This is a genomic window from Cognatilysobacter lacus (genome assembly GCF_008274655.1).
GTDB lineage: Bacteria > Pseudomonadota > Gammaproteobacteria > Xanthomonadales > Xanthomonadaceae > Cognatilysobacter > Cognatilysobacter lacus.
In genome coordinates this window covers 1-20888 of record NZ_VTRV01000039.1, presented here as the reverse complement: position 1 = coordinate 20888, position 20888 = coordinate 1, and the positions used below count along the sequence as shown (strand labels likewise).

The following is a 20888-nucleotide window of genomic DNA, read 5'->3' as shown; positions in this document are numbered from 1 at the left end:
GATCTCGGTCGTCGGACGTCTGCGGCCAGCACACCACCGCCGTGCAGGCACCCGAACGCATGCATTGTTCCGCGGCCCACAGGCCGTCGCGCGGATCGGCCTGCACCACGTGCAGCCGCTCGAGCCGCACGCCCGCCGCATGCCAGGCCGGGGCATAGGGCACGTAAGGCGGTGCGATCAGCGCGACCTGCCCGCCTCCCGCGGTCGCCTGCGCGAGCAGCGGCCAGAGCAGCTCGAGCTCGCCCACGCCGTCGCAGGGCACCAGCACTTCGTTCAGGCCGGCCGCGATCCAGCCCCGCGTTGGCAGTACGGCGTCCAGCGACCCGAAACCCGTAGCGACGCCATCACGCGCGGGTGCCGCCGGCGCCCGGCCGCGCCAGATCGCGCGATCACGCAAGAGCGCGTCGAGCGCATGCACCTCGCCCCTCAAGCCGTCTCCGGCAAGTCGGGCGATATCGGAGGCAGGCGCTGAAGAGTTCATGCTGTTAGTAATATTACTAACAAGCGTTCCCTGCACGTGATGCCGCCGGTCGTCTCATCGGTTCGCTGGATGCCGTCGCGCATCACGTCGAGACAGGCTGCGCCATCGCCTTCGCTGCAGCTGAGACCGCCGCGCGACAGCCTGGTCCACCCACTATCCGCCGCGGGTCGTGATGGCGCGCGATCCTGTCGTCCCGACCGGAGCCATGCCATGCGCCCTTTCGACATCCACCGCATCGACCACGTCGTCCTGCGCGTCACCGACCTCCCGCGCAGCCTGCGCTTCTACCGCGAGGTGCTCGGCTGCACGATCGCGCGCGAGCGATACGATCTCGGACTCGTCCATCTGCGCACGGGCGCATCGATGATCGACCTCGTCGACGTCGCCGGACGGCTCGGCGCGCGCGGTGGGGACGCTACACGCGACACCGCGCGCAACGTCGATCACATCGCATTGCGCGTCGAGCCGTTCGACGATGCGGCGATCCGCCAACACCTCGCGATGCACGGCATCGACGTGGCCGAGCCCACCTCGACCAACTTCGGCGCCGAGGGCGACGGGCCGTCGCTGTATTTCCGCGATCCGGATGGCAACACGATCGAATTGAAAGGGCCTGCGGTTCGAGACGCGTGAGTAGCTTCCGGACACCGCAAACAAAAACGCCGGCGCTGGGCCGGCGTTTCGCTACAGGCACACTTGAAACTCAGTGCTTGAGGTTCTTCCGCAACCGCTCCAGCGCCGAGAGCTGCGCCAGCGACATCGCCAACTGCGCCTGCGCTTCCTCGAGGCTCATCTTCGGATCCTTGCTGGCCAGCACGCGCTCGGCTTCTTCCTTCGCCGCACGCACCGCCGCCTCGTCGATGTCCTCGGCGCGGATTGCGGTGTCGGCAAGCACGGTCACCACGTTCGGCTGCACCTCGAGGATGCCGCCGGAGATCGCGAAGTCCAGGTGCTGGCCGCCCGGCAGGGTCACCACGACCTTGCCCGGCTTCAGGCGCGTGATCAGCGGTGCGTGCTTCGGCGCGATGCCGAGCTCGCCGAGTTCGCCGGTCGCGACGACCAGCTCGGCGTCGCCGCTGTAGATCTCATGCTCGGCGCTGACGATGTCGCAACGGATGGTGGATGCCATGTCTTTCTCGATTCGTTCGCGGGGCGTCGGCGCCGACTCACATCGGCGCCGTGCAGATCAACCGGCTCAGCCGTTGATCTTCTTGGCCTTCTCGAAGGCTTCCTCGATGCCGCCGACCATGTAGAACGCCTGCTCCGGCAGGTGGTCGCACTCGCCTTCGACGATCATCTTGAAGCCGCGGATCGTGTCCTTCAGCGACACGTACTTGCCCGGCGAGCCGGTGAACACTTCGGCCACGTGGAACGGCTGCGAGAAGAAGCGCTCGATCTTGCGCGCGCGCGACACGGCCTGCTTGTCTTCTTCCGACAGCTCGTCCATGCCGAGGATCGCGATGATGTCCTTGAGCTCCTTGTACTTCTGCAGCGTCGACTGCACCTTGCGCGCGACGTCGTAGTGCTCGTTGCCGATCACGTTCGGGTCGAGCTGGCGCGAGGTCGAGTCGAGCGGGTCGACCGCCGGGTAGATGCCCAGCGAGGCGATGTTTCGCGACAGCACGACGGTGGCGTCGAGGTGGGCGAAGGTGGTCGCCGGCGACGGGTCGGTCAGGTCGTCCGCGGGCACGTAGACGGCCTGGATCGAGGTGATCGAACCGGTCTTGGTCGAGGTGATGCGCTCCTGCAGCACGCCCATTTCCTCGGCGAGCGTCGGCTGGTAACCGACGGCTGACGGCATGCGGCCGAGCAGCGCCGACACTTCGGTGCCGGCCAGCGTGTAGCGGTAGATGTTGTCGACGAAGAACAGGATGTCGCGGCCCTTGCCGGTCGCCGGGTCGATGTCGTCGCGGAAGTACTCCGCCATCGTCAGGCCGGTCAGCGCGACGCGCAGGCGGTTGCCCGGCGGCTCGTTCATCTGGCCGTACACCATCGCGACCTTGTCGAGGACGTTGGAGTCCTTCATCTCGTGATAGAAGTCGTTGCCCTCGCGGGTACGCTCACCCACGCCGGCGAACACCGACAGGCCCGCGTGCGCCTTCGCGATGTTGTTGATCAGTTCCATCATGTTGACGGTCTTGCCGACGCCGGCGCCGCCGAACAGGCCGACCTTGCCGCCCTTCGCGAACGGGCACATCAGGTCGATGACCTTGATGCCGGTTTCCAGCAGGTCGTTGCCCGAGGACTGGTCTTCGTACGACGGTGCCGCGCGATGGATTTCCCAGAACTCCGAGGCCTGCACCGGGCCGGCTTCGTCGATCGGGCGACCGAGCACGTCCATGATGCGGCCGAGCGTGCCGGCGCCGACCGGCACCGCGATCGCGCGGCCGGTGTTGTTGGCGACGAGGCCGCGCTTCAGGCCATCCGTCGAGCCGAGCGCGATCGTGCGCACGACGCCGTCGCCGAGCTGCTGCTGCACTTCGAGCGTGATCGCCGTGCCGTCGACCTTCAGCGCGTCGTACACGCGCGGCACCGCATCACGCGGGAACTCGACGTCGACGACCGCGCCGATGATCTGGACGATGGTGCCCGTGGTGCTGGGAGTGACCTGAGCGTTCATGGATCGTTTCCTTGGTAAACCGATTCGTTGGATGCGGGCGCGGGGAACGCGCTCAGCGGGTGGCGTCGATCAGACCGCCGCGGCACCGCCGACGATCTCCGAGATTTCCTGGGTGATCGCGGCCTGGCGGGCCTTGTTGTAGATGAGGTTGAGCGTGCCGATGAGCTTGGTCGCGTTGTCCGACGCCGCCTTCATCGCCACCATGCGCGCCGCGTGTTCCGACGCGATGTTCTCGAGCACGGCCTGGTAGACCAGCGACTCGATGTAGCGCGTGAGCACGTGTTCGAGCACCGTCTGCGCGTCCGGCTCGTAGATGTAGTCCCAGTCGTGCTGCGCCACGCGCGTCGAAGCAGGCGGCAACGGCAGCAGCTGGTCGAACGTCGCCTGCTGCGTCATGGTGTTGACGAAGTGGTTGTAGGCGAGGAACACGCGATCGACCTGGCCGGCCTCGAACGCGTCGAGCACGACCTTGATCACGCCGATCAGCTGCTCGAGCTTGGGCATGTCGCCCAGGTGCGTCGTCGTGCCGATCAGGTTGACCTTGAGGCGGCGGAAGAACACCGACGCCTTCTGGCCGATCGTCACCACGTCGATCTCGACGCCCTGTTCGTGCCAGCGACGGAACTCGCCGACGAGCTTGCGGAACATGTTGTTGTTGAGGCCACCGGCGAGGCCGCGATCGCTGGAGACGATCACGTAGGCGACGCGCTTCACGTCCTTGCGCTCGACCATGTAGGGATGGCGATAGTCGCCATTGGCCTGCGCGACGTGCCCGATCACCTGCTTCATCACCCGCGCGTACGGGCGCGAGGTCTTCATCCGGTCCTGCGCCTTGCGGATCTTGGAGGCGGAGACCATCTCAAGCGCGCGCGTCACCTTGCGGGTGTTCTGCACGCTCTTGATCTTCGATTTGATTTCGCGTCCGCCTGCCATCTCTCGCTCGCTTGTCTGCTGCTACCGGGATCGGGCGCGATACAGCGCCCGGGTGACGACTGGAATTACCAGCTGCCCGTCTGCTTGAACTCGGCGATCACCTGCTTGAAAGCGTTCTCGATCGAGTCGTCCCACGCGCCGCTCTGGTCGATGCGGCCCGCCAGCTCGCCCTGCGTGTTCACGAAGTGCGAATGCAGGCCCGCCTCGAACGCACCGATCTTGGCGACCGGCACGTCGTCCAGGTGGCCTTCGTTGACGGCGTAGATCGACAGCGCCTGCAGCGAGATCGGCATCGGCGCGTACTGCTTCTGCTTCATCAGCTCGGTCACGCGCTGGCCGCGCTCGAGCTGCTTGCGGGTCGCTTCGTCGAGGTCGGACGCGAACTGCGCGAACGCCGCGAGCTCACGGTACTGCGCCAGCGAGATGCGGATGCCGCCCGACAGCTTCTTGATGATCTTGGTCTGCGCAGCGCCACCGACGCGCGACACCGAGATACCGGCGTTAACGGCCGGGCGGATGCCGGCGTTGAACAGGTCGGTCTCGAGGAAGATCTGGCCGTCGGTGATCGAGATGACGTTGGTCGGGACGAACGCGGACACGTCGCCCGCCTGCGTCTCGATGATCGGCAGCGCGGTCAGCGAACCGGTCTTGCCGGTCACGGCGCCGTTGGTGAACTTCTCGACGTAGTCCTCGGACACGCGCGAGGCGCGCTCCAGCAGGCGCGAGTGAAGATAGAACACGTCGCCCGGATACGCTTCGCGACCCGGCGGGCGACGCAGCAGCAGCGAGATCTGGCGGTACGCGACGGCGTGCTTGGACAGGTCGTCGTAGATGATCAGCGCGTCCTGGCCGCGGTCGAGGAAGTACTCGCCCATGGCGCAGCCGGCGTACGGCGCGATGTACTGCATCGCCGCCGATTCCGACGCCGTGGCGGCGACCACGATCGTGTGCGCAAGCGCGCCCTGCTCCTCCAGGCGACGCACGACGTTGGCGACAGTCGAGTTCTTCTGGCCGATCGCGACGTAGATGCACTTAATGCCGGTGCCCTTCTGCGCGATGATCGCGTCGACGGCCATCGCGGTCTTGCCGGTCTGGCGGTCGCCGATGATCAGCTCGCGCTGGCCGCGGCCGATCGGGATCATCGCGTCGACCGACTTGTAGCCGGTCTGCACCGGCTGGTCGACCGACTTGCGCCAGATGACGCCCGGCGCGACGCGCTCGACCGGCGCGGACATCGTGGCGCCCAGCGGGCCCTTGCCGTCGATCGGGTCGCCGAGCGCGTTGAGCACGCGGCCCAGCAACTGCTCGCCGATCGGCACTTCGAGGATGCGGCTGGTGGTCTTGGCGACCGCGCCTTCGCGCAGGTGCTCGTAGTCACCCAGGACCACGGCGCCGACCGAGTCGCGCTCGAGGTTCAGCGCGAGCGCGAACGTGTTGCCCGGCAGCTCGATCATCTCGCCCTGCATCACGTCGGCCAGGCCGAAGATGCGGACGATGCCGTCGGAGACCGACGTGACCGTGCCTTCGTTGCGCGCTTCGGCAGCCAGGCCGACCTGCTCGATGCGGGTCTTGATCAGGTCGCTGATTTCGGACGGGTTGAGCGTGTTCTGCATGGGAGTTTCCCTGGTTCCGGCGCGGGCGCCGGGAGTAGATGAATTCTTGGGCCTACGCGGCGAGCGCCGACTGCAGGCGCGCGAGCTTGCCCTTGACCGAGCCGTCGATGACCACGTCGCCGGCATCGATCACCGCGCCGCCGATCAGCGATTCGTCGATCGCGGTTTCCAGCTCGACCTCGCGACCGAAGCGCCGCTTCAGGCCGTCGCGGATCGATGCCAGTTCCGAGTCGCTCAGCGCGGTGGCCGAGGTGACGCGCGCTTTGACCACGCGCTCGGCTTCGGCGCGCAGTTGCTCGAACAGGCCGGCGATCTCGGGAAGCAGCGCAAGCCGACGATTGTCGGCAAGCATCCGCACGAAGCGGTGCACGCTGGCGTCCGCACCGTCGATCGCGAGCAGATGCGAGGCCTTCTCGGACGTCAGCTGCGGATGCCTGAGCACCGCCTGCGCGCGCGGGTCGGCGGCGACGCGGGCAGCGAAGCCCATCGCATCCGACCACGCTTTGATACGACCTTCGTCCCGCGCGGCGTTGAACGCGGCGCGGGCGTAGGGACGGGCAAGGGTCAGGGCCTGGCTCATCGTGATCTCATCCGTCAGAGCTGGGCGGCCAGCTCGTCGAGCAGAACGCGATGTGCGCCCGGGTCGATTTCGCGGCGAAGCACCTTCTCGGCACCGGCGACGGCGAGCGAAGCAACCTGCGAACGCAGTTCCTCGCGGGCACGGTTGCTGGCGGCAGCGATCTCGGCCTGCGCGACGTCCTTCTGCCGATTGCCCGCAGCCACTGCTTCGGATTGCGCCTGCTCGACGATCTGGTTCGCACGCTGGTGGGCCTGCTCGATGATCTCGTTGGCCTTGGCGCGCGCTTCGCGAATCGCCGCATCAGCGTTGGTCTGCGCCTGCTCCAGCGCCTTCTGGCTGTTGTCGGCCGCAGCGAGGCCATCAGCGATCTTGCGCTGACGCTCCTCGATGGCCGCGTTCAACGGCGGCCAGATGAACTTCATGGTGACCCAGATCAACACCGCGAAGGTGAGCATCTGGCCAAAGAAGGTCATGTTGATATTCATGACAGCTCCAGGAATCGCGTGTCGGGCGGTGACGCCCGGTCAGCCGCCCGCGGTTGCGGGCGGCCTTGCAGCAGGTGCGTCAGCGATCAACCGGCGTTCGCGGCGGCCTGGACCGCGCCGAGCAGCGGGTTGCCGAACGCGAACAGCAGGCCGACGGCCAGCGCGATGATGAACGCGGCGTCGATCAGGCCCGCGAGCAGGAACATGCGGCCCTGCAGCATCGGAACCAGCTCCGGCTGGCGCGCGGCCGACTCGAGGAACTTCGCGCCCATCAGCGCGATGCCGAGGCAGGCGCCGATCGCGCCCAGGCCGACCATCATGCCGATCGCGATCGCGGTCATGCCCTGCAGATGAGCAATGAATTCCATGGTGTTTCTCCTGCCGATTTAAGTGGATTTGAAGGGTTGAACGAAAGGGTGGAGCGGTACCGCGACAGCGGAATCAGTGGCTCTCGTACGCGCCGGAGATGTAGACGACCGTCAGGATCATGAAAATGAAGGCCTGCAGCAGCACGATGAGGATGTGGAACAGGGCCCACGCGACGTTGAAGACCACGCCCGGCACGAACATGTAGAGGCTGCCGCCCAGCAGGCCGGCGATGAGCATGAACACGAGCTCGCCGCCATACATGTTGCCGAACAGTCGCATCGCCAGCGAAACCGGCTTGACCGCGTATTCGATCAGGTTGAGCAGCAGGTTGAACGGCGCGAGGATCACCGCGACGAAGCCGTGGCCGTGGAACGGCGCGGTCAGCAGCTCCTTGCCGAAGCCGCCGATGCCCTTCGCCTTCATCGAGTGATACAGGATGATGAAGAACACCGGCACCGACAGCCCGAACGTCGTGTTGAGGTCGGCCGTGGGCACCCAGCGGAAATAGGTGTGGTGCGCGACTTCGCTGCCGGACGCGGTCTGCACCAGCCAGCCCGGCATGTCGAGCGGCAGAAGGTCCATGCAGTTCATCATCACGACCCAGACGAAGATCGTCAGCGCCAGCGGGGTGATGGAGCTGCGGTCGCCGTGGAACGTGTCCTTTACCTGGCCATCGACGAACTCGAGGATCAGCTCGACGAACGCCTGTCCCTTCGACGGCACGCCGGCCGTCGCGCGTCGCGCGGCCAGGCCGAACCACAGTACGAAGATGAGGCCGAGCACCAGCGAGACCACCCACGTGTCGATGTGGAAGCCGCCACCGCCCAGCTGGATGGTGTTCTGGGTGAGGTGATGCTGGATGTACTCGTTCAGGCCACCGCCGGAACCGGTCTGCTCGCTCACTGAAGACACCTATCGATTCAGAAGTTGGGCCGGGACGGCCGCCACTGTCGCCACGATCACCCCGACCAGCAACGGCATCGGAGGCAAGCGCCAGACGGCGAGGCCGAGAACAATGACGATGGCGACCGTGGCCCACTTGGCCGCCATTCCCAACAGGAGCCTAGCCATCGCAACGCCGGCAGGCCGGATGCCGCCGCCGAGGGCGATCAGCATCGACACCGCCGCCGCCGCGACCACCGCGCCGCCGCCCACCGCCGTCGCGAGCGCGTCGCGCACATCGAAGGGGAGGAAGGCCAGCGAGGCCACGGCCGTAGCGATGGCTTGCCAGACGATTGCGCGCGACGCCAGACGACGGCCTGCGGACAGTGGATCGTGCACGCGGGATTCCATCGGTCTGGAGGCTGGCGCCAAAGCGCCCTGTGGAGCCCCAAAAGTATAGAGCGCGTGAGGTTTTCGGGCAACCCGGAACGGCCGCCGGGGCAGGGGTGATCGTCCGGCCGGGCCCTCGGGCTGCCTGAGGAACCATCCGGAGCCGACGCGGTCCCAGGATCAGCCCGCTTCGGTCGTGACGCCTCTCCTCGTCGATGATCCGCCGCTGCAGGCGACACGCCCCGGCCCAGTGCCGGGGCTTTTTTTGGCGGTCAGCGGGCTATCCGAGCTGCCAGTCGGCGATCGCGCGGGCGTGGATGGCGGTGGTGTCGAACAGCGGCACCGTCGCGTCCGCGTTGTCGACGAGCAGGCCGATCTCGGTACAGCCCAGCACGATGCCCTCGGCGCCGGCGTCGACCAGCGCGGCCATGATCGCGCGGTAGCGATCCCGCGACGCGTCGACGATCCGGCCGCGGCAGAGCTCGTCGTAGATCACGCGGTGGACGTCGTCGCGCTGCGCAGCGTCCGGCACGACCACGCGCAGGCCGCCGTGCTCGAGCCGCTCGCGATAGAACGGCTGCTCCATGGTGAAGCGCGTGCCCAGCAGCGCGATGCGGGAAAGGCCGGCGTCGCGCACGGCCTGCGCCGTGGCGTCGGCGATGTGCAGGACCGGCAGGTCGACGACCGCCTCGATCGCCGGCACGGAGCGATGCATCGTATTGGCGCAGATAGCCAGTGCCTGCGCGCCGCCAGCCTGCAGGGCTCGCGCGGCGGCCGTCATCAGCGCGTCGGCGGCTTCCCAGTCGCCCACACGCTGCATCGCCTCGAGTTCCGCGAAATCAACGCTGTAGAGCAGCAGCTTCGACGAGTGCAGCCCGCCGAGCCGATCGCGGATGCGCTCGTTGACGAGCCGGTAGTACGGCAGCGTCGACTCCCAGCTCATGCCGCCGATCAGGCCAACCGTACGCATCACTTCTTCTTCGGGATGTAGAGGTCGGTGATCGTGCCTTCGAACACTTCGGCGGCCATGCCGACCGACTCGCTGAGCGTGGGATGCGGATGGATGGTCATGCCGATGTCGGCGACTTCACAACCCATCTCGATCGCGAGCCCGACCTCGGCGATGAGGTCGCCGGCATGCACGCCGACGATGCCGCCGCCGATGACGCGGTGCGTGGCTTCGTCGAAGACGAGCTTGGTGAAGCCTTCCGTGCGGCCGATGCCGATCGCGCGGCCGCTCGCGGCCCACGGGAACCTGCCCACGCCGACCTTCAGGCCCTTCGCCTTCGCCTCGGTCTCGGTGACACCCACCCACGCGATCTCGGGGTCGGTATAGGCCACCGACGGAATCACGCGCGCCACCCACTCGCGCTTCTCGCCGGCGGCGACTTCCGCGGCGAGCTTGCCCTCGTGCGTGGCCTTGTGCGCGAGCATCGGGTTGCCGACAACGTCGCCGATCGCGAAGATGTGCGGCACGTTGGTGCGCATCTGCCGATCGACCGGGATGAATCCGCGCTCGCCGACCTGCACGCCGGCGGCCTCTGCACCGATCTTCGCGCCGTTCGGGCTGCGTCCGACCGCGACCAGCACGCGGTCGTACATCTGCGGCTCGGGCGCCTTCGCGCCTTCGAAGGTGACACGGATGCCAGCGTCGGAGGCCTCGACGGACGCGGCCTTGACCTCGAGATGCACGACAACGCCCTGCTTCTTCAGTCGGTCGGCGAGCGGCTTGACGAGATCGGTATCCGCGCCGGGCATCAGCTGCGTGCCGAGCTCGACGACCGTCACCTGCGCGCCAAGCGCGCGATACACCGTCGCCATCTCGAGCCCGATGATGCCGCCGCCCACCACCAGCAACGACTTCGGGATCTCGGCCAGTTCCAGCGCATCGGTCGAATCCATGACGCGGCGATCGCCCCACGGGAAGTTCGGCAGTTTCACCGCCTGCGAACCGGCGGCGATGATGCATTGCTCGAAGCGGATCAGCTGCGTGCCGCCCTCGCCCTGCACTTCGACCTCGTTCGGCGACACGAAGCGCCCCGTGCCCTGCACCGTGCGCACCTTGCGCTGCTTCGCCATGCCGGCCAGACCCTTGGTCAGCTGGCCGACGACCTTGTCCTTGTATGAGCGCAGTGCATCGAGTTCGATCTTCGGCTCGCCGAACGTGACGCCGAAGTCCTTCGCATGCTGCGCTTCGTCGATGACGGCGGCGGCATGCAGCAGCGCCTTCGACGGAATGCAGCCGACGTTGAGGCAGACGCCACCGAGCGCCGGGTAGCGTTCGACGAGCACGGTCTCGAGGCCGAGGTCGGCGGCGCGGAACGCGGCCGTATAGCCGCCGGGGCCTGCGCCGAACACGAGCAGCCGGCATTCCACGTCGGCCTTGCGGCCACTTGCCGCCGCAGCCTTGGGTGCCGGCGTGGATGCAGGCGTGGAAGCCGCGTCCTGCGACGCCGGGATACCGCGACTGGAATCGCCATAGCCCTCGGCCGCGCTAGCCGAGGGTTGCACTGCGATGGCATCACGCGACGGCGCGGCAGCGGGCGACGCCGTCGCGGCGCCGGCGGCCGCATCGCTCTCCAGCACCGCAATCACCGCACCTTCCGAAACCTTGTCGCCGACCTTGACGCGCAATTCGCGCACCACGCCTTCCGCCGACGACGGCACTTCCATCGTCGCCTTGTCCGACTCAAGCGTGACCAGCCCCTGGTCCTTCGCGACGCGATCGCCGACAGCGACGAGCAGCTCGATCACCGGCACGTCGCCATGCCCGCCGATGTCGGGAACCTTCACTTCGATCTGGGCAGCCATCATCTCTCCTCGGGTTTCGCTGCGGCGCCGTGGTCGGCGGCCGGGGGGTGTTCCTGGATCTCGCGCTCGAGATCGCGTTGTGCGTCGTTCTCGGCCAGCGCCGCAAGTTCGCGGTCATCGGGCCCGGGCGCCGTTTCGACGGGTTGGACCGGCAACGCGCGGCCCTGCAGCAACGCGATTGCATCGCCCTGCTCATGGCCGAACAGGCTGCGCACGTGCAGGTCGCGCTGCGGGAACGGGATGGCGATGCCGTGGCGCTGCAGTGCGCCGTGCAGCGCCCAGTTGTAGGCCGCCTTGACCGTCGACGGGCGCTTGGTGGCGTCGGCATTGATCCACACGATCAGCTGGAATTCCATCCGGCTCTCGCCGAACTCGACCAGCCACACCTGCGGCCCGCGTGGGCCTTCGTGTTCGAGCGTGAACGGCACCTCGCGCGCGGCCTCGATCGCGGCCTGTTTCACGCGCTCCTTGTCCGTACCGTAGGCGATGCCGAAAGGGATGCGCATGCGGCGCGAGGTTTCCAGGAGCGTCCAGTTGGTGACGCGGCCGCTCACGAACTCCGAGTTCGGCACCAGGATGTTGAGGTTGTCGTTCGTGCTGATGCGCGTGGCGCGGATCTTGATGTCCCGCACCACGCCGTGCACGCCTGACTCCAGCTCGACGAAATCGCCGATCTTGATCGAGCGGTCGAACAGCAGGATCAGGCCGGAGATGAAGTTGTTGAAGATCGCCTGCAGGCCGAAGCCGAGGCCGACGCCGATCGCCCCGGCGAACACCGCGAATTTCGACACCGGGATCCCGGCCACCTCGAGCGCGACCAGGAAGCCGATCACCATCAATGCATAGCGCGCGACGCGGCTGACCGTATAGACCGCGGCCGTGTCCACACCCTCGCGATCGCCGTAGCGCGCCAGTGTGCGCGCCGCCAGTCGGGAGGCGACGAAGAACAGCGCAAGCAGCAGCAAAGCCGAGGCGAGGTCGCCGACCGTCAGCTGCAGGCCGGCGACATGCACCAGCTCGTAATCGAGGAACGGCTGCACGCCCTGCCAGCCATCGGTGGCAACGTCGCGCATGCGCGCGCCGGCGGCGTGCAGTTCGCGCGACGCCGGGGCCTGCCGCATCGTCAGAGCAACACGCGGCGCATGTCGGCCATCAACTGCGCGAGATAGCTGGTGAAGCGCGCTGCCGATGCGCCGTCGATCACGCGGTGGTCGTAACTGAGCGACAGCGGCAGGATCAAGCGCGGCTGGAAGGCGCTGCCGTCCCAGACCGGCTTCATCGCCGACTTCGATACACCGAGGATCGCCACTTCCGGCGCGTTGACGATCGGCGTGAAGCTCGTGCCGCCGATGCCGCCGAGCGAGCTGATCGAGAAGCAGCCGCCGCTCATGTCCGCCGGGCCGAGTTTGCCGTCGCGCGCCTTCGTCGCCAGCTCGCTGGTTTCCTGCGCGAGTTCGACCACGCCCTTGCGGTCGACGTCACGTATCACCGGGACGACGAGGCCGTTCGGCGTGTCGGCCGCGAAGCCGACGTGGAAGTATTTCTTCAGCACCAGGTTCTCGCCGGTCGCGTCGAGCGAGGCGTTGAAGTCCGGGTACTTCTTCAGCGCGGCGACCACGGCCTTCATCAGGAACGCGAGCATGGTGACCTTGGTGCCAGTCTTCTCGTTCTCCTTGTTCAGCGCGATGCGCAGCGCTTCGAGATCGGTGATGTCGGCATCGTCGTGCTGCGTGACGTGCGGGATCATCGCCCAGTTGCGCGCGAGGTTCGCGCCGGACAGCTTCTTGATGCGCGACATCTCGCGCACTTCCACGGCGCCGAACTTCGCGAAGTCCACCTTCGGCCACGGCAGCAGGTTGAGCCCGCCGCCGAGCGCTGAGCCGCCGGCCGAAGGCGCCGCCGCGGCACCCGACATCACCTGCTTGACGTGGCCCTGCACGTCGTCCCTGGTGATACGGCCGCCCTTGGCGCTGCCCTTCACGTGCGACAGGTCGACGCCGAGCTCGCGCGCGAACAGGCGCACTGCGGGGCTGGCGTACGGCACCGTGTCGGGCATCAACTCGCTGGCGTCGAAGGTGACCGGCGGCGTGCGCGGCTCGATGGCGGGCATGGCCGCGTGCGCGGCTCCCACGAGGCCGGGCGTCGACGCCTGCGCGACCACGGCGGAAACCCCGGCATGGCTCGCGATGTCGCGCTGCGCGAGGTTGTCGGGCTGGCCCGAAGGCGCGACGGGTTCCACGCGCTCGGGTGTTTCGGACGTGCGCGGCTGCGACGGCGAGGTGGCCACTTGCGCCGGAGCCTTGCCCGGCTGCATGGCTTCGCTCGACGGGCCCGCCGGCGGGGCGCCCGCGGCCGCCTCGGCCGGTTCGATCATCGCCACCAGCGCGCCTTCGCCCACCTTGTCGCCGACCTTGACCTTGATCTCGCGCACGGTGCCCGCGAACGGCGCGGGAACCTCCATCGTCGCCTTGTCCGATTCCAGCGTGACCAGACCCTGGTCAAGCGTCACCGTGTCGCCCACGGCGACGAGCAGTTCGATGACAGGCACGCCGTCGTGGCCACCGATGTCCGGGACGCGCGCTTCTTTCAGGTCGGCCATTCAGGGCTCCGCAGTCGATATCGCCAAGAAACGCATTCTCGCCTCTATGCCCGGTGCGCGCCATCAACGCGATGTGCACGCGCCACCGACGGGGCCTCGCTGGAGCGTGGCGTGTGCGCCGGCCGCAGCGCCCGTTCATGCCCATGACCTGCCGCGAAGCAGGCAAACCCCGGGCTCCCGGGCTGATCTGCAAACGATTGCAGCTCTGGTCACCCGACCGGTCGCTAGCCGCGGTTCGCCAAGCTCTCGGCGATACCCGCCGGCGGGACCGGATGCTGCATCGACTCCGGGCTGCCCAACGGCACCGCGACGCCCGGATTCACGTCGCCTGCCGCTGCGGCCACCTAGCCTGCTGGCAGTCCCCGAAGTTGCCGACATGACCACGAAACTCGAAGGCCCACTGCGTCGCGAGATCGATATCGAGGGCGAGGCCTACACGCTCACCATCGATGCCGACGGGCTCAGGCTCGTTCCGAAGGGTCGTCGCAAGGGCGTGGTGCTGCAGTGGAAGGCTCTGGTAAGCGGCGACGCGGCGCTGGCCGCCGCGTTGCAGGGCAGTCTCGACGCGCTGGGGCGCTGAGGCATGCCGGAGGGTCCATCGCTCGTCATCCTGCGCGAGGAAGCGGAATCACTGGCCGGCCTGCGCGTGCGCGAGGTCAGCGGCAACAGCACGCAGGACCTGCAGCGCCTGGCCGGCAAGCGACTGCATACGATCCGCACCTGGGGCAAGCACCTGCTGCTGGACTTCGGCGACGTCGCCGTGCGAATCCACCTGCTGATGTTCGGCAGCTACACGATCGACGAGGCGCGCGACGACAAGGTGCCGCGGCTCACGCTCCGCTTCACGCGCAAGCGCGAAATCAATTTCTATTCGTGTTCCGTGCGCTTCATCGACGAACCGCTCGACGATGTTTACGACTGGGGGGCCGACGTGATGTCGGACGAATGGAACCCACGCGCCGCGCGCAAGAAGCTCAACGCGATGCCCGACACGATCGTGGCCGACGCATTGCTCGAACAGGACGTGTTCGCCGGGGTCGGCAACATCATCAAGAACGAAGTGCTGCACCGGGTGCGCATCCATCCGCAGACGCGCGTCGGCGACCTGCCCTCGCGCAAGCTGGGCGACATGATCCGCGAGGCGCGTGCCTACAGCTTCGATTTCTACCACTGGAAGAAGGCGTGCGTACTGCGCAAGCACTGGCAGGTGCACGCCAAGAAGGCGTGCCCGCGCGACGGCACGCCGCTAAGCTTCTGCCGGCACCTCGGGAAGAAGGAACGCCGCGCGTTCTGGTGCGATACATGCCAGCGCTTCTACGGCGAAGGGGGGCCGCCGGAGTTGCCCCCGCCGGCCCCGCCGAGGCGGCGCGTCAGTCGCCGATGATGCGAAGTCCGAAGACGAAGTTCGCCAACGCCACCCCGCGTACCGCGCCGCTGACGTTGAGATGGATCGTCATCGGCTTCTTGAAGAACTCGTCGGCCTGCGCCTCGCTGAAGCCGTAGGTGTCGATCATCATGCGGCGATTGAGGAAGCCGGCGATGCAGACCGCGGAATCACGCGTGCGCTCGCTGATCGTCGTGGCCGGCGGCAACGGCACCTGGAAGAATTCCGACGACGTCATGCTGGTGGTCAGGTGCCCGCCGAAGGGCAGGCCCGTGTTGGGGTCGATCAGCGCCGGATCGGACAGCATCGGGTTGTCGACGGTGAGCGTGGGGTTGTAGCGCAGCAGCGAGACCGCCGGCGTCGGGCCGGGGTTGCTGTAGGTCACGTTGATCACCGGCGAGAACCAGTAGCACATCAGCGATTTCGCCGACTTGCCCGGCAGCGTGATGTGCGCGACATCGGCGAAGTTGAAATTCGTCTGGCCGGGGCCGATCACCTGGCAATGCTCGGTGGTCGCCGGATCACACGCGGAGTCGAGCGTAACGAAGGCGTTGGTGACGCCGAGCCATTTCAGGTTGCGGTCGAACGAATCGACGTCGCCCACGTCGTCCACGGTGACCGCTGCGGCGGTGGTGCCCGGGGCCGGCGCGGACTTGTGCGCGCGGCTCAGGCGCAGCGCCTGCGCGCTGGGCAGCAGGTCCTGACCGCGACGTTCGATCGCGGGCCTCTGTCGCGCGGCCGGCGCCGCGGCGGCGGGCTGCAGGTAAGCGGTCGCCGCGACGAGCGCGAGCATCGGGATCCAGATGTTGGTGCGTGCCATGCCATTCCCCTCCATGAGTGTGAGCGCGGAGGATGGAATAGCGGCCGTAGCGGCCGGGCACCGCCGGTCGGTTTTACGGCGCCGTAACGATCGGCGGCACCGCGCCGGCCACGCGCTCGCGGCGCAACAGGTACAGCCCGCTGCCCACGATGATCGCGGCGCCGAGCCATGTCACCGCATCGGGCAATACGCCCCACAGCGAGACGTCCAACAGGACGCCCCACACCAGCGCGGTGTACTCGAGTGGCGCGATCAACGAGGCCTCGCCGAGCCGAAAGGCCTCGGTCAGTGCGTATTGCGCAAGCCCGCCGGCGATGCCGATGCCCAGGATCAGCCAGGCATCGTCCGCGCGCACCGCTTGCCACTGGGGCCACGCGAGCACGCCCGCGCCGAACGCCATCAACGCCATCAGCCACACCATCATCGACTGCGTGCTGTCGGTGCGCGCGAGCAGTCGAACGGTCACGGCGCTGACGGCATACATCGTGGCGGCGAGCAGCACCTCGAGCGCGGCGATGCTCACCACGCCCGCGCCGGTCGGGCGCAGCAGCACCAGCGTGCCCGTCAGGCCGATGCCGATCGCGATCCAGCGGCGGCGCCCCACCTTCTCGCCGAGGATCGGCACCGACAGGCCTGTGACGAGCAGCGGCGCGATGAAGAAGATCGAGTACGCCGTCGACAACGGCAGTGTTCTCAACGCATCGACGAACGCGGCCATCATCGCCACGCCCAGCGCGCCGCGCAGCAGGTGAAGGCGCCAGCGAACGCGTAGCAACGGCCCGATGCCGCCGCGGTGCAGCGCCCAGGCCAGCACGAACGGCAGGGACGACGCGCCGCGCAGCGCGGCCACCTGGAACGCCGGGTAATGCATGCTCAGGTGCTTGAGCCCGGCGTCCATCAGCGAGAAACCGGCGACCGCGCCGAGCATGAGCGCGATGGAACGCGTGGGGTGATCGGACATGGCGGCCGCCTGTGGGGGCGACCACCGTGCCGCGTCAACGCGTCGGCTGCAACCGCGCTCGGCGCGCGAGCCGCATGCGCAACACGATCGAATGCGCGAGTGCGTAGCCGCCGAGCAACCCTCCGAGCATGGGCAGGAGCCCGGCGGCATCGCGGCCGGCGATCATGTCGACGAGGCTTGCGAGCGCGCGACCCAGCACGGCCAGTGCCACCAGCACCGCAAAGAGGCGATGTGGGCGCTGCAGCGTAAACGTGCCGTTGCGCTGCAGGCCGGCAGTCACGGCGGAACCTGCGCCGAGCACGGCGCCGGCCAGTAGGCCGAGCCCCAGCGCGCCCACGGCGTCGGGATGTCGCCATGCGGCGATGCCGAACGCGACGAGTATTCCGAGCGTGAGCAGCAACGCTCGCAGCGTCAGCATCCATGCAAACACCGGCTGCCAGCGTGGCGCCTGGAACGGCCGACGCAGCATGCCCACCAGGCCGAGCAGGAAGCCGACGGCGAGCACGACGCAAAGCAGGGCGATTGGCAGCAGAAGGGGCATGGGGTCGCGCTGTCGGGGTGTATTGCGAATGGGGCGCCGTGCGGCGCTTTGGTAGGACCGGTCGGTGCATCAGCGCGGCGCCGGCCCAAGGCATGCATCTTGTGCAGGCGGCGCGTGCGGGTCGCGTGGATGTGTCCGATCCGGCGCGGATGTGGCGTCCCCGCAGTCCTGGCTCCAAGCCGCTGCAGGCCTTCGCCTTACACTTCCCGCCTGCCGGCCCATCGTCCGGCGCCGCCCCAGGAGCCCCCATGCCTTCCTTCGACGTCGTCTCCGAAGTCGACACCCACGAGCTCACCAACGCCATCGACCAGGCCAATCGGGAGCTCACCACGCGCTTCGATTTCAAGGGCGTGGAGGCCAGCTTCGAGCTGGAGGCCGAAGGCGCCTCGATCGCGCTCGCCGCGCCGAGCGAATTCCAGCTCAAGCAGATGAACGACATCCTGCGCACGCGCCTGATCGCCCGCGGCATCGATGCACGCTGCCTCGAGTTCAAGGACGTGCTCACCAACGTCGCCGGGGCGCGCCAGACGGTGGCGGTGAAACAGGGCATCGAGCGCGAGCTGGCGAAGAAGATCCAGTCGTCGATCAAGGACGCGAAGCTCAAGGTCGACAGCCAGATCAACGGCGAGAAGCTGCGCATCACCGGCAAGAAGCGCGATGACCTGCAGGCCGCGATGCAGTTGCTGCGCGGCATGGAATTCGAGCGCCCGCTTCAGTTCGACAATTTCCGCGACTGAGATGGACACGGTCGAGCCCGCCGAGATCGCCGCGACGCGCCGCTGGCTCGAGCGTGCGGTGATCGGGCTCAACCTCTGCCCCTTCGCGAAGGCGGTGCACGTCAAGCAGCAGGTGCGATTCGTGCTCAGCGATACGCGCGAAATCGACGCGCTGCGCGAAACGCTCGAGCGCGAACTGCGGCTGCTCGCCGACACACCCGCCGATGTCGTCGACACCACGCTGATCGTGCATCCGCACGTGCTGCAGGACTTCCTCGCCTACAACGACTTCCTCGACGTCGCCGACATGACGGTGCGGATGCTCGGGCTGGAAGGCGAGATCCAGGTCGCGAGCTTCCATCCCCAGTACGTGTTTGCTGGCGAGCCGGCCGACGACCCGTCGAACTGCACCAACCGCACGCCCTTTCCCACGCTGCACCTGCTGCGCGAGTCGAGCATCGATCGCGCGGTGGCGGCCTATCCGGATCCGGACGCGATCGTCGAGCGCAACGTCGCGACGATGCGGCGGTTGGGCGTCGAGGGTTACCGCCGGTTGCTGACGGCGCCCTGATGTAAATTTTTCTTGACATGTTTGACGCGGCCGTCGCAGACTCCGATGTAAGCTTTTTCATACCAACACGGAGCTATCGTCATGCCGATTTCCTTCAGGGAGAAGAGCCAGTGGGTCGTGTTGATCACCGTGGTGGCGGTTTACGCCCGCTACTTCGCCGACGTGCTGCCGGGCCACGCCGCCAACGTGGCACCGGCCGACATTGCGCGCTTCGCCGCGGCGGTATTCGCGCTGGTGGCTTTCCAGGTCGCGGGGCAGGTCGTGCTGGCGATCGCCGCGCGTCGCGAACTGGCGCATGGCCTGCAGCACGACGAGCGCGATACCCGAATCGACCTGCGCGCCAGCCGCATCGGCTCGCACGTATTGGCTATCGGCGTGTTCGCCTCGCTGGCCGTGGCACTGAACGTGCCGGGAAACTTCGCCGTCATGCACGTGCTGTTCGGCGCGCTGGTGCTGTCGCAGGGTGTGGAGATCGCGACGCGCCTGGCCCTGTATCGACGAGGGCTCTGACCGTGGGCAAGTCGACGCAGCGCCTCACCAATCGCTTGAGGGAGCTGCGGCTCGATGCGGGTATCACCCAGCAGGACCTTGCCGACGTTGCGGGCATCACGCGGCAGACGGTGATCGCGATCGAGGGCGCGAAATATTCGCCGTCGCTCGAGGTCGCGTTCCTCATCGCCGAAGCGCTCGGCACGGGCGTCGAAGACGTGTTCCAACTGCAACGGCCCGTGCGCTGACGAACGCGCGATCAGCTCGCGAAGATCGCGTCGACGTCGCCCCGTTCCAGCATCCGCCACTGCCCCGACGGCAGGTCACCGAGCCCGAGGCCGCCGACGCGGCTTCGATGCAGCGCGACCACGTGGTTGCCCACCGCCGCGAACATCCGGCGTACCTGGTGGTAACGGCCTTCGCTGATCGTCAGCCGCGCATGGCGTGCATCGATCACCTCGAGCGTCGCGGGCGCGAGCGGCGTGGTCTCGTTGTCGAGCATCAGCTCGCCGCTGGCGAAGGTCGTCGCCTCGTCGCCGCGCAGGTCCTGCGCAAGCATGGCCTCGTACACCTTGGGCACGTTGTGCTTGGGCGAAATGATCCGGTGCAGAAGCGCGCCGTCGTCGGTCATCAGCAGCAGGCCGCTGGTGTCGCGGTCCAGTCGACCGACCGTCGACACCACGGGCTCGCGCAGGCGGAAGCGCGGTGGAAGGTAGTCGTAGACGAGGCGGCCGGCGTCCTTCGTCGAGCATGTGGCGCCGACGGGTTTGTGCAGCATCAAAACGATGCCGGTCGGCGGATCCAGCGGCTCGCCATCGATGCGCACGTCGCCGGGGTCGCGCACGTCGTCCGCGTAGAGCACGTCGCCCGCGGCGTCGGTGATCCGGCCTTCGCGGAAAATCTGCTGCACCTGCTTGCGCGAGCCATAGCCCAGGTTGGCGACCACGCGCAGCAGCTTCATCGGCGCGCCTCGTAGGCCTTGAAGCCGCGCGCGTCGGCGAGCAGGCGCACGTCCTTGAACATCGCCGACAGCGTGGCCTCATACGGCAGGTGGCGGTTGGCGACCATGAAGAAGTGCCCGCCGATCTTCAGTGCGCGCGAGGCGGCCTCGATGAACCGACGGCCGAGTTCCGGGCGATCGGTGCGGTCTTCGGCGTGGAACGGCGGATTGCTGATCACGACGTCGTAGCGGTCGTCGATGCCGGCGGTGACGTCCGCCCAGCGCGTCGACACCACGACGCCCGGCGCGAACCGCGCAAGGTTGCGCTCGAGCAGCGGCAATGCGCGGTACTGCGCTTCGAAGGCGTCGAGCGCGACCAGGCCCGGGTTGCGCGACAACAGTTCGGCGGACAGGTAGCCCCAGCCGGCGCCGAGATCGGCGGCGCGCCCGGTGAGGTGGCCGGGCAGATAGCGGGCGAGCAGCGCCGATGCGGGGTCGACGCGGTCCCATGCGAACAGGCCGGGGCGGCTGAGCACGCTGCCGTCGAGGATCGGACGCGGCGCGTCCAGCGCCAGCCATTCGGCGACGCGCGGCGTGGCGACCGCGCCCGGCTCCGTCCAGACCACGCGGCATTTGTGCTTGGTCAGCACGCTGACGGGGCCTGCTAGCGACGCAAGGTCGTCCTGCATCGAGCGCGCGCCGG

The 20888-nt window shown here is 67.8% G+C and carries 26 protein-coding genes; 7 read left to right on the top strand and 19 right to left on the bottom strand.

The window, feature by feature from the left end; translation table 11 throughout:
- The coding region (locus tag FW784_RS05395; RefSeq protein WP_149352333.1) for a DNA lesion error-prone repair protein ImuA at positions 1 to 481 on the bottom strand (481 nt) is incomplete at its 3' end.
- A gap of 210 nt (positions 482 to 691) precedes the next feature.
- On the opposite strand from FW784_RS05395, the gene FW784_RS05390 reads away from it, so the two are divergent.
- Complete coding sequence (locus FW784_RS05390; RefSeq protein WP_149352332.1) at positions 692 to 1114, top strand: VOC family protein; 423 nt, start codon at positions 692 to 694, stop codon at positions 1112 to 1114.
- Positions 1115 to 1184: 70 nt separating this feature from the next.
- On the opposite strand, the gene FW784_RS05385 is transcribed toward FW784_RS05390, so the two are convergent.
- The 13 genes from FW784_RS05385 to FW784_RS05325 form a co-directional block, all read right to left on the bottom strand.
- Positions 1185 to 1610 carry a F0F1 ATP synthase subunit epsilon gene (locus FW784_RS05385; protein WP_149352331.1) on the bottom strand — a complete coding sequence of 142 codons (426 nt, stop codon included), beginning with the start codon at positions 1608 to 1610 and terminating at the stop codon, positions 1185 to 1187.
- A 66-nt stretch (positions 1611 to 1676) separates the two neighbouring features.
- Positions 1677 to 3101, bottom strand: a complete 1425-nt coding sequence (atpD, locus tag FW784_RS05380; RefSeq protein WP_149352330.1) for a F0F1 ATP synthase subunit beta — start codon at positions 3099 to 3101, stop codon at positions 1677 to 1679.
- A 69-nt stretch (positions 3102 to 3170) separates the two neighbouring features.
- Entirely contained in the window at positions 3171 to 4034 is an 864-nt protein-coding gene (atpG, locus tag FW784_RS05375) for a F0F1 ATP synthase subunit gamma (protein ID WP_149352329.1), read from the bottom strand.
- Between the two features lie 65 nt (positions 4035 to 4099).
- On the bottom strand, positions 4100 to 5647 hold the full coding sequence (atpA, locus tag FW784_RS05370; protein ID WP_149352328.1) for a F0F1 ATP synthase subunit alpha: 1548 nt from the start codon (positions 5645 to 5647) through the stop codon (positions 4100 to 4102).
- A 52-nt stretch (positions 5648 to 5699) separates the two neighbouring features.
- A complete protein-coding gene (locus FW784_RS05365; RefSeq protein ID WP_149352327.1) occupies positions 5700 to 6227 on the bottom strand; it encodes a F0F1 ATP synthase subunit delta in 528 nt (175 codons plus the stop codon).
- A gap of 14 nt (positions 6228 to 6241) precedes the next feature.
- Complete coding sequence (locus FW784_RS05360) at positions 6242 to 6712, bottom strand: F0F1 ATP synthase subunit B (RefSeq protein WP_149352326.1); 471 nt, start codon at positions 6710 to 6712, stop codon at positions 6242 to 6244.
- Positions 6713 to 6798: 86 nt separating this feature from the next.
- Positions 6799 to 7080 carry a F0F1 ATP synthase subunit C gene (gene atpE / locus FW784_RS05355; protein ID WP_149352325.1) on the bottom strand — a complete coding sequence of 94 codons (282 nt, stop codon included), beginning with the start codon at positions 7078 to 7080 and terminating at the stop codon, positions 6799 to 6801.
- 73 nt (positions 7081 to 7153) lie between these two features.
- A complete protein-coding gene (gene atpB / locus FW784_RS05350; RefSeq protein ID WP_149352324.1) occupies positions 7154 to 7984 on the bottom strand; it encodes a F0F1 ATP synthase subunit A in 831 nt (276 codons plus the stop codon).
- A gap of 9 nt (positions 7985 to 7993) precedes the next feature.
- Positions 7994 to 8362, bottom strand: coding sequence for a hypothetical protein (locus FW784_RS14275; RefSeq protein ID WP_187770687.1), 369 nt, complete (start codon positions 8360 to 8362; stop codon positions 7994 to 7996).
- A gap of 271 nt (positions 8363 to 8633) precedes the next feature.
- Positions 8634 to 9323: an aspartate/glutamate racemase family protein gene (locus FW784_RS05340; RefSeq protein WP_149352323.1), complete on the bottom strand. Its 690-nt coding sequence runs from the start codon at positions 9321 to 9323 to the stop codon at positions 8634 to 8636.
- Positions 9323 to 11164, bottom strand: a complete 1842-nt coding sequence (lpdA, locus tag FW784_RS05335) for a dihydrolipoyl dehydrogenase (protein WP_149352322.1) — start codon at positions 11162 to 11164, stop codon at positions 9323 to 9325. The genes FW784_RS05340 and lpdA overlap by 1 nt, the downstream gene beginning before the upstream one ends.
- Positions 11164 to 12285 carry a mechanosensitive ion channel family protein gene (locus FW784_RS05330; protein ID WP_235893583.1) on the bottom strand — a complete coding sequence of 374 codons (1122 nt, stop codon included), beginning with the start codon at positions 12283 to 12285 and terminating at the stop codon, positions 11164 to 11166. The genes lpdA and FW784_RS05330 overlap by 1 nt, the downstream gene beginning before the upstream one ends.
- 2 nt (positions 12286 to 12287) lie before the next feature.
- On the bottom strand, positions 12288 to 13763 hold the full coding sequence (locus tag FW784_RS05325; protein WP_149352320.1) for a dihydrolipoyllysine-residue acetyltransferase: 1476 nt from the start codon (positions 13761 to 13763) through the stop codon (positions 12288 to 12290).
- A 376-nt stretch (positions 13764 to 14139) separates the two neighbouring features.
- Between FW784_RS05325 and FW784_RS05320 the strand changes: the two genes are divergently transcribed.
- Together FW784_RS05320 and FW784_RS05315 are read left to right on the top strand one after the other, a co-directional pair.
- Positions 14140 to 14343, top strand: coding sequence for a hypothetical protein (locus FW784_RS05320; protein WP_149352319.1), 204 nt, complete (start codon positions 14140 to 14142; stop codon positions 14341 to 14343).
- Positions 14344 to 14346: 3 nt separating this feature from the next.
- The gene (locus FW784_RS05315) at positions 14347 to 15147 is read left to right on the top strand and encodes a DNA-formamidopyrimidine glycosylase family protein (RefSeq protein ID WP_149352318.1); all 801 of its coding nucleotides are present in this window, start codon (positions 14347 to 14349) and stop codon (positions 15145 to 15147) included.
- Here the strand turns inward: FW784_RS05315 and FW784_RS05310 are convergent.
- From FW784_RS05310 to FW784_RS05300, 3 genes are all read right to left on the bottom strand, one after another.
- Positions 15134 to 15967 carry a hypothetical protein gene (locus FW784_RS05310; protein WP_149352317.1) on the bottom strand — a complete coding sequence of 278 codons (834 nt, stop codon included), beginning with the start codon at positions 15965 to 15967 and terminating at the stop codon, positions 15134 to 15136. The genes FW784_RS05315 and FW784_RS05310 overlap by 14 nt on opposite strands.
- 73 nt (positions 15968 to 16040) lie before the next feature.
- The gene (locus FW784_RS05305; RefSeq protein WP_235893582.1) at positions 16041 to 16928 is read right to left on the bottom strand and encodes a DMT family transporter; all 888 of its coding nucleotides are present in this window, start codon (positions 16926 to 16928) and stop codon (positions 16041 to 16043) included.
- 34 nt (positions 16929 to 16962) lie between these two features.
- Positions 16963 to 17469 (bottom strand): hypothetical protein, encoded by a 507-nt coding sequence (locus FW784_RS05300; RefSeq protein ID WP_149352316.1) that lies wholly within the window; start codon positions 17467 to 17469, stop codon positions 16963 to 16965.
- A 248-nt stretch (positions 17470 to 17717) separates the two neighbouring features.
- On the opposite strand from FW784_RS05300, the gene FW784_RS05295 reads away from it, so the two are divergent.
- The 4 genes from FW784_RS05295 to FW784_RS14745 all read left to right on the top strand — a co-directional run bounded on the left by FW784_RS05295 (position 17718) and on the right by FW784_RS14745 (position 19493).
- Complete coding sequence (locus FW784_RS05295; RefSeq protein ID WP_149352315.1) at positions 17718 to 18206, top strand: YajQ family cyclic di-GMP-binding protein; 489 nt, start codon at positions 17718 to 17720, stop codon at positions 18204 to 18206.
- A gap of 1 nt (position 18207) precedes the next feature.
- A complete protein-coding gene (locus FW784_RS05290; protein WP_149352314.1) occupies positions 18208 to 18756 on the top strand; it encodes a DUF1415 domain-containing protein in 549 nt (182 codons plus the stop codon).
- Between the two features lie 81 nt (positions 18757 to 18837).
- The gene (locus FW784_RS14750) at positions 18838 to 19266 is read left to right on the top strand and encodes a hypothetical protein (protein ID WP_149352313.1); all 429 of its coding nucleotides are present in this window, start codon (positions 18838 to 18840) and stop codon (positions 19264 to 19266) included.
- 2 nt (positions 19267 to 19268) lie between these two features.
- The gene (locus FW784_RS14745) at positions 19269 to 19493 is read left to right on the top strand and encodes a helix-turn-helix transcriptional regulator (RefSeq protein WP_149352312.1); all 225 of its coding nucleotides are present in this window, start codon (positions 19269 to 19271) and stop codon (positions 19491 to 19493) included.
- Between the two features lie 11 nt (positions 19494 to 19504).
- Here the strand turns inward: FW784_RS14745 and FW784_RS05275 are convergent, their stop codons facing one another.
- Together FW784_RS05275 and FW784_RS05270 are read right to left on the bottom strand one after the other, a co-directional pair.
- Positions 19505 to 20206: a pseudouridine synthase gene (locus FW784_RS05275; protein ID WP_149352311.1), complete on the bottom strand. Its 702-nt coding sequence runs from the start codon at positions 20204 to 20206 to the stop codon at positions 19505 to 19507.
- Positions 20203 to 20888 (bottom strand): class I SAM-dependent methyltransferase (locus FW784_RS05270; RefSeq protein WP_149352310.1); only part of this gene is annotated, 686 nt, incomplete at its 5' end. The genes FW784_RS05275 and FW784_RS05270, both read right to left, overlap by 4 nt.

Coding starts and splice junctions, on each gene's coding strand:
- FW784_RS05390 (WP_149352332.1), top strand. CDS start 692: ATGCGCCCTTTCGACATCCACCGCATCGACCACGTCGTCCTGCGCGTC.
- FW784_RS05385 (WP_149352331.1), bottom strand. CDS start 1,610: ATGGCATCCACCATCCGTTGCGACATCGTCAGCGCCGAGCATGAGATC.
- atpD (WP_149352330.1), bottom strand. CDS start 3,101: ATGAACGCTCAGGTCACTCCCAGCACCACGGGCACCATCGTCCAGATC.
- atpG (WP_149352329.1), bottom strand. CDS start 4,034: ATGGCAGGCGGACGCGAAATCAAATCGAAGATCAAGAGCGTGCAGAAC.
- atpA (WP_149352328.1), bottom strand. CDS start 5,647: ATGCAGAACACGCTCAACCCGTCCGAAATCAGCGACCTGATCAAGACC.
- FW784_RS05365 (WP_149352327.1), bottom strand. CDS start 6,227: ATGAGCCAGGCCCTGACCCTTGCCCGTCCCTACGCCCGCGCCGCGTTC.
- FW784_RS05360 (WP_149352326.1), bottom strand. CDS start 6,712: ATGAATATCAACATGACCTTCTTTGGCCAGATGCTCACCTTCGCGGTG.
- atpE (WP_149352325.1), bottom strand. CDS start 7,080: ATGGAATTCATTGCTCATCTGCAGGGCATGACCGCGATCGCGATCGGC.
- FW784_RS05340 (WP_149352323.1), bottom strand. CDS start 9,323: ATGCGTACGGTTGGCCTGATCGGCGGCATGAGCTGGGAGTCGACGCTG.
- lpdA (WP_149352322.1), bottom strand. CDS start 11,164: ATGGCTGCCCAGATCGAAGTGAAGGTTCCCGACATCGGCGGGCATGGC.
- FW784_RS05330 (WP_235893583.1), bottom strand. CDS start 12,285: ATGCGGCAGGCCCCGGCGTCGCGCGAACTGCACGCCGCCGGCGCGCGC.
- FW784_RS05325 (WP_149352320.1), bottom strand. CDS start 13,763: ATGGCCGACCTGAAAGAAGCGCGCGTCCCGGACATCGGTGGCCACGAC.
- FW784_RS05320 (WP_149352319.1), top strand. CDS start 14,140: ATGACCACGAAACTCGAAGGCCCACTGCGTCGCGAGATCGATATCGAG.
- FW784_RS05315 (WP_149352318.1), top strand. CDS start 14,347: ATGCCGGAGGGTCCATCGCTCGTCATCCTGCGCGAGGAAGCGGAATCA.
- FW784_RS05310 (WP_149352317.1), bottom strand. CDS start 15,967: ATGGCACGCACCAACATCTGGATCCCGATGCTCGCGCTCGTCGCGGCG.
- FW784_RS05305 (WP_235893582.1), bottom strand. CDS start 16,928: ATGTCCGATCACCCCACGCGTTCCATCGCGCTCATGCTCGGCGCGGTC.
- FW784_RS05300 (WP_149352316.1), bottom strand. CDS start 17,469: ATGCCCCTTCTGCTGCCAATCGCCCTGCTTTGCGTCGTGCTCGCCGTC.
- FW784_RS05295 (WP_149352315.1), top strand. CDS start 17,718: ATGCCTTCCTTCGACGTCGTCTCCGAAGTCGACACCCACGAGCTCACC.
- FW784_RS05290 (WP_149352314.1), top strand. CDS start 18,208: ATGGACACGGTCGAGCCCGCCGAGATCGCCGCGACGCGCCGCTGGCTC.
- FW784_RS14750 (WP_149352313.1), top strand. CDS start 18,838: ATGCCGATTTCCTTCAGGGAGAAGAGCCAGTGGGTCGTGTTGATCACC.
- FW784_RS05275 (WP_149352311.1), bottom strand. CDS start 20,206: ATGAAGCTGCTGCGCGTGGTCGCCAACCTGGGCTATGGCTCGCGCAAG.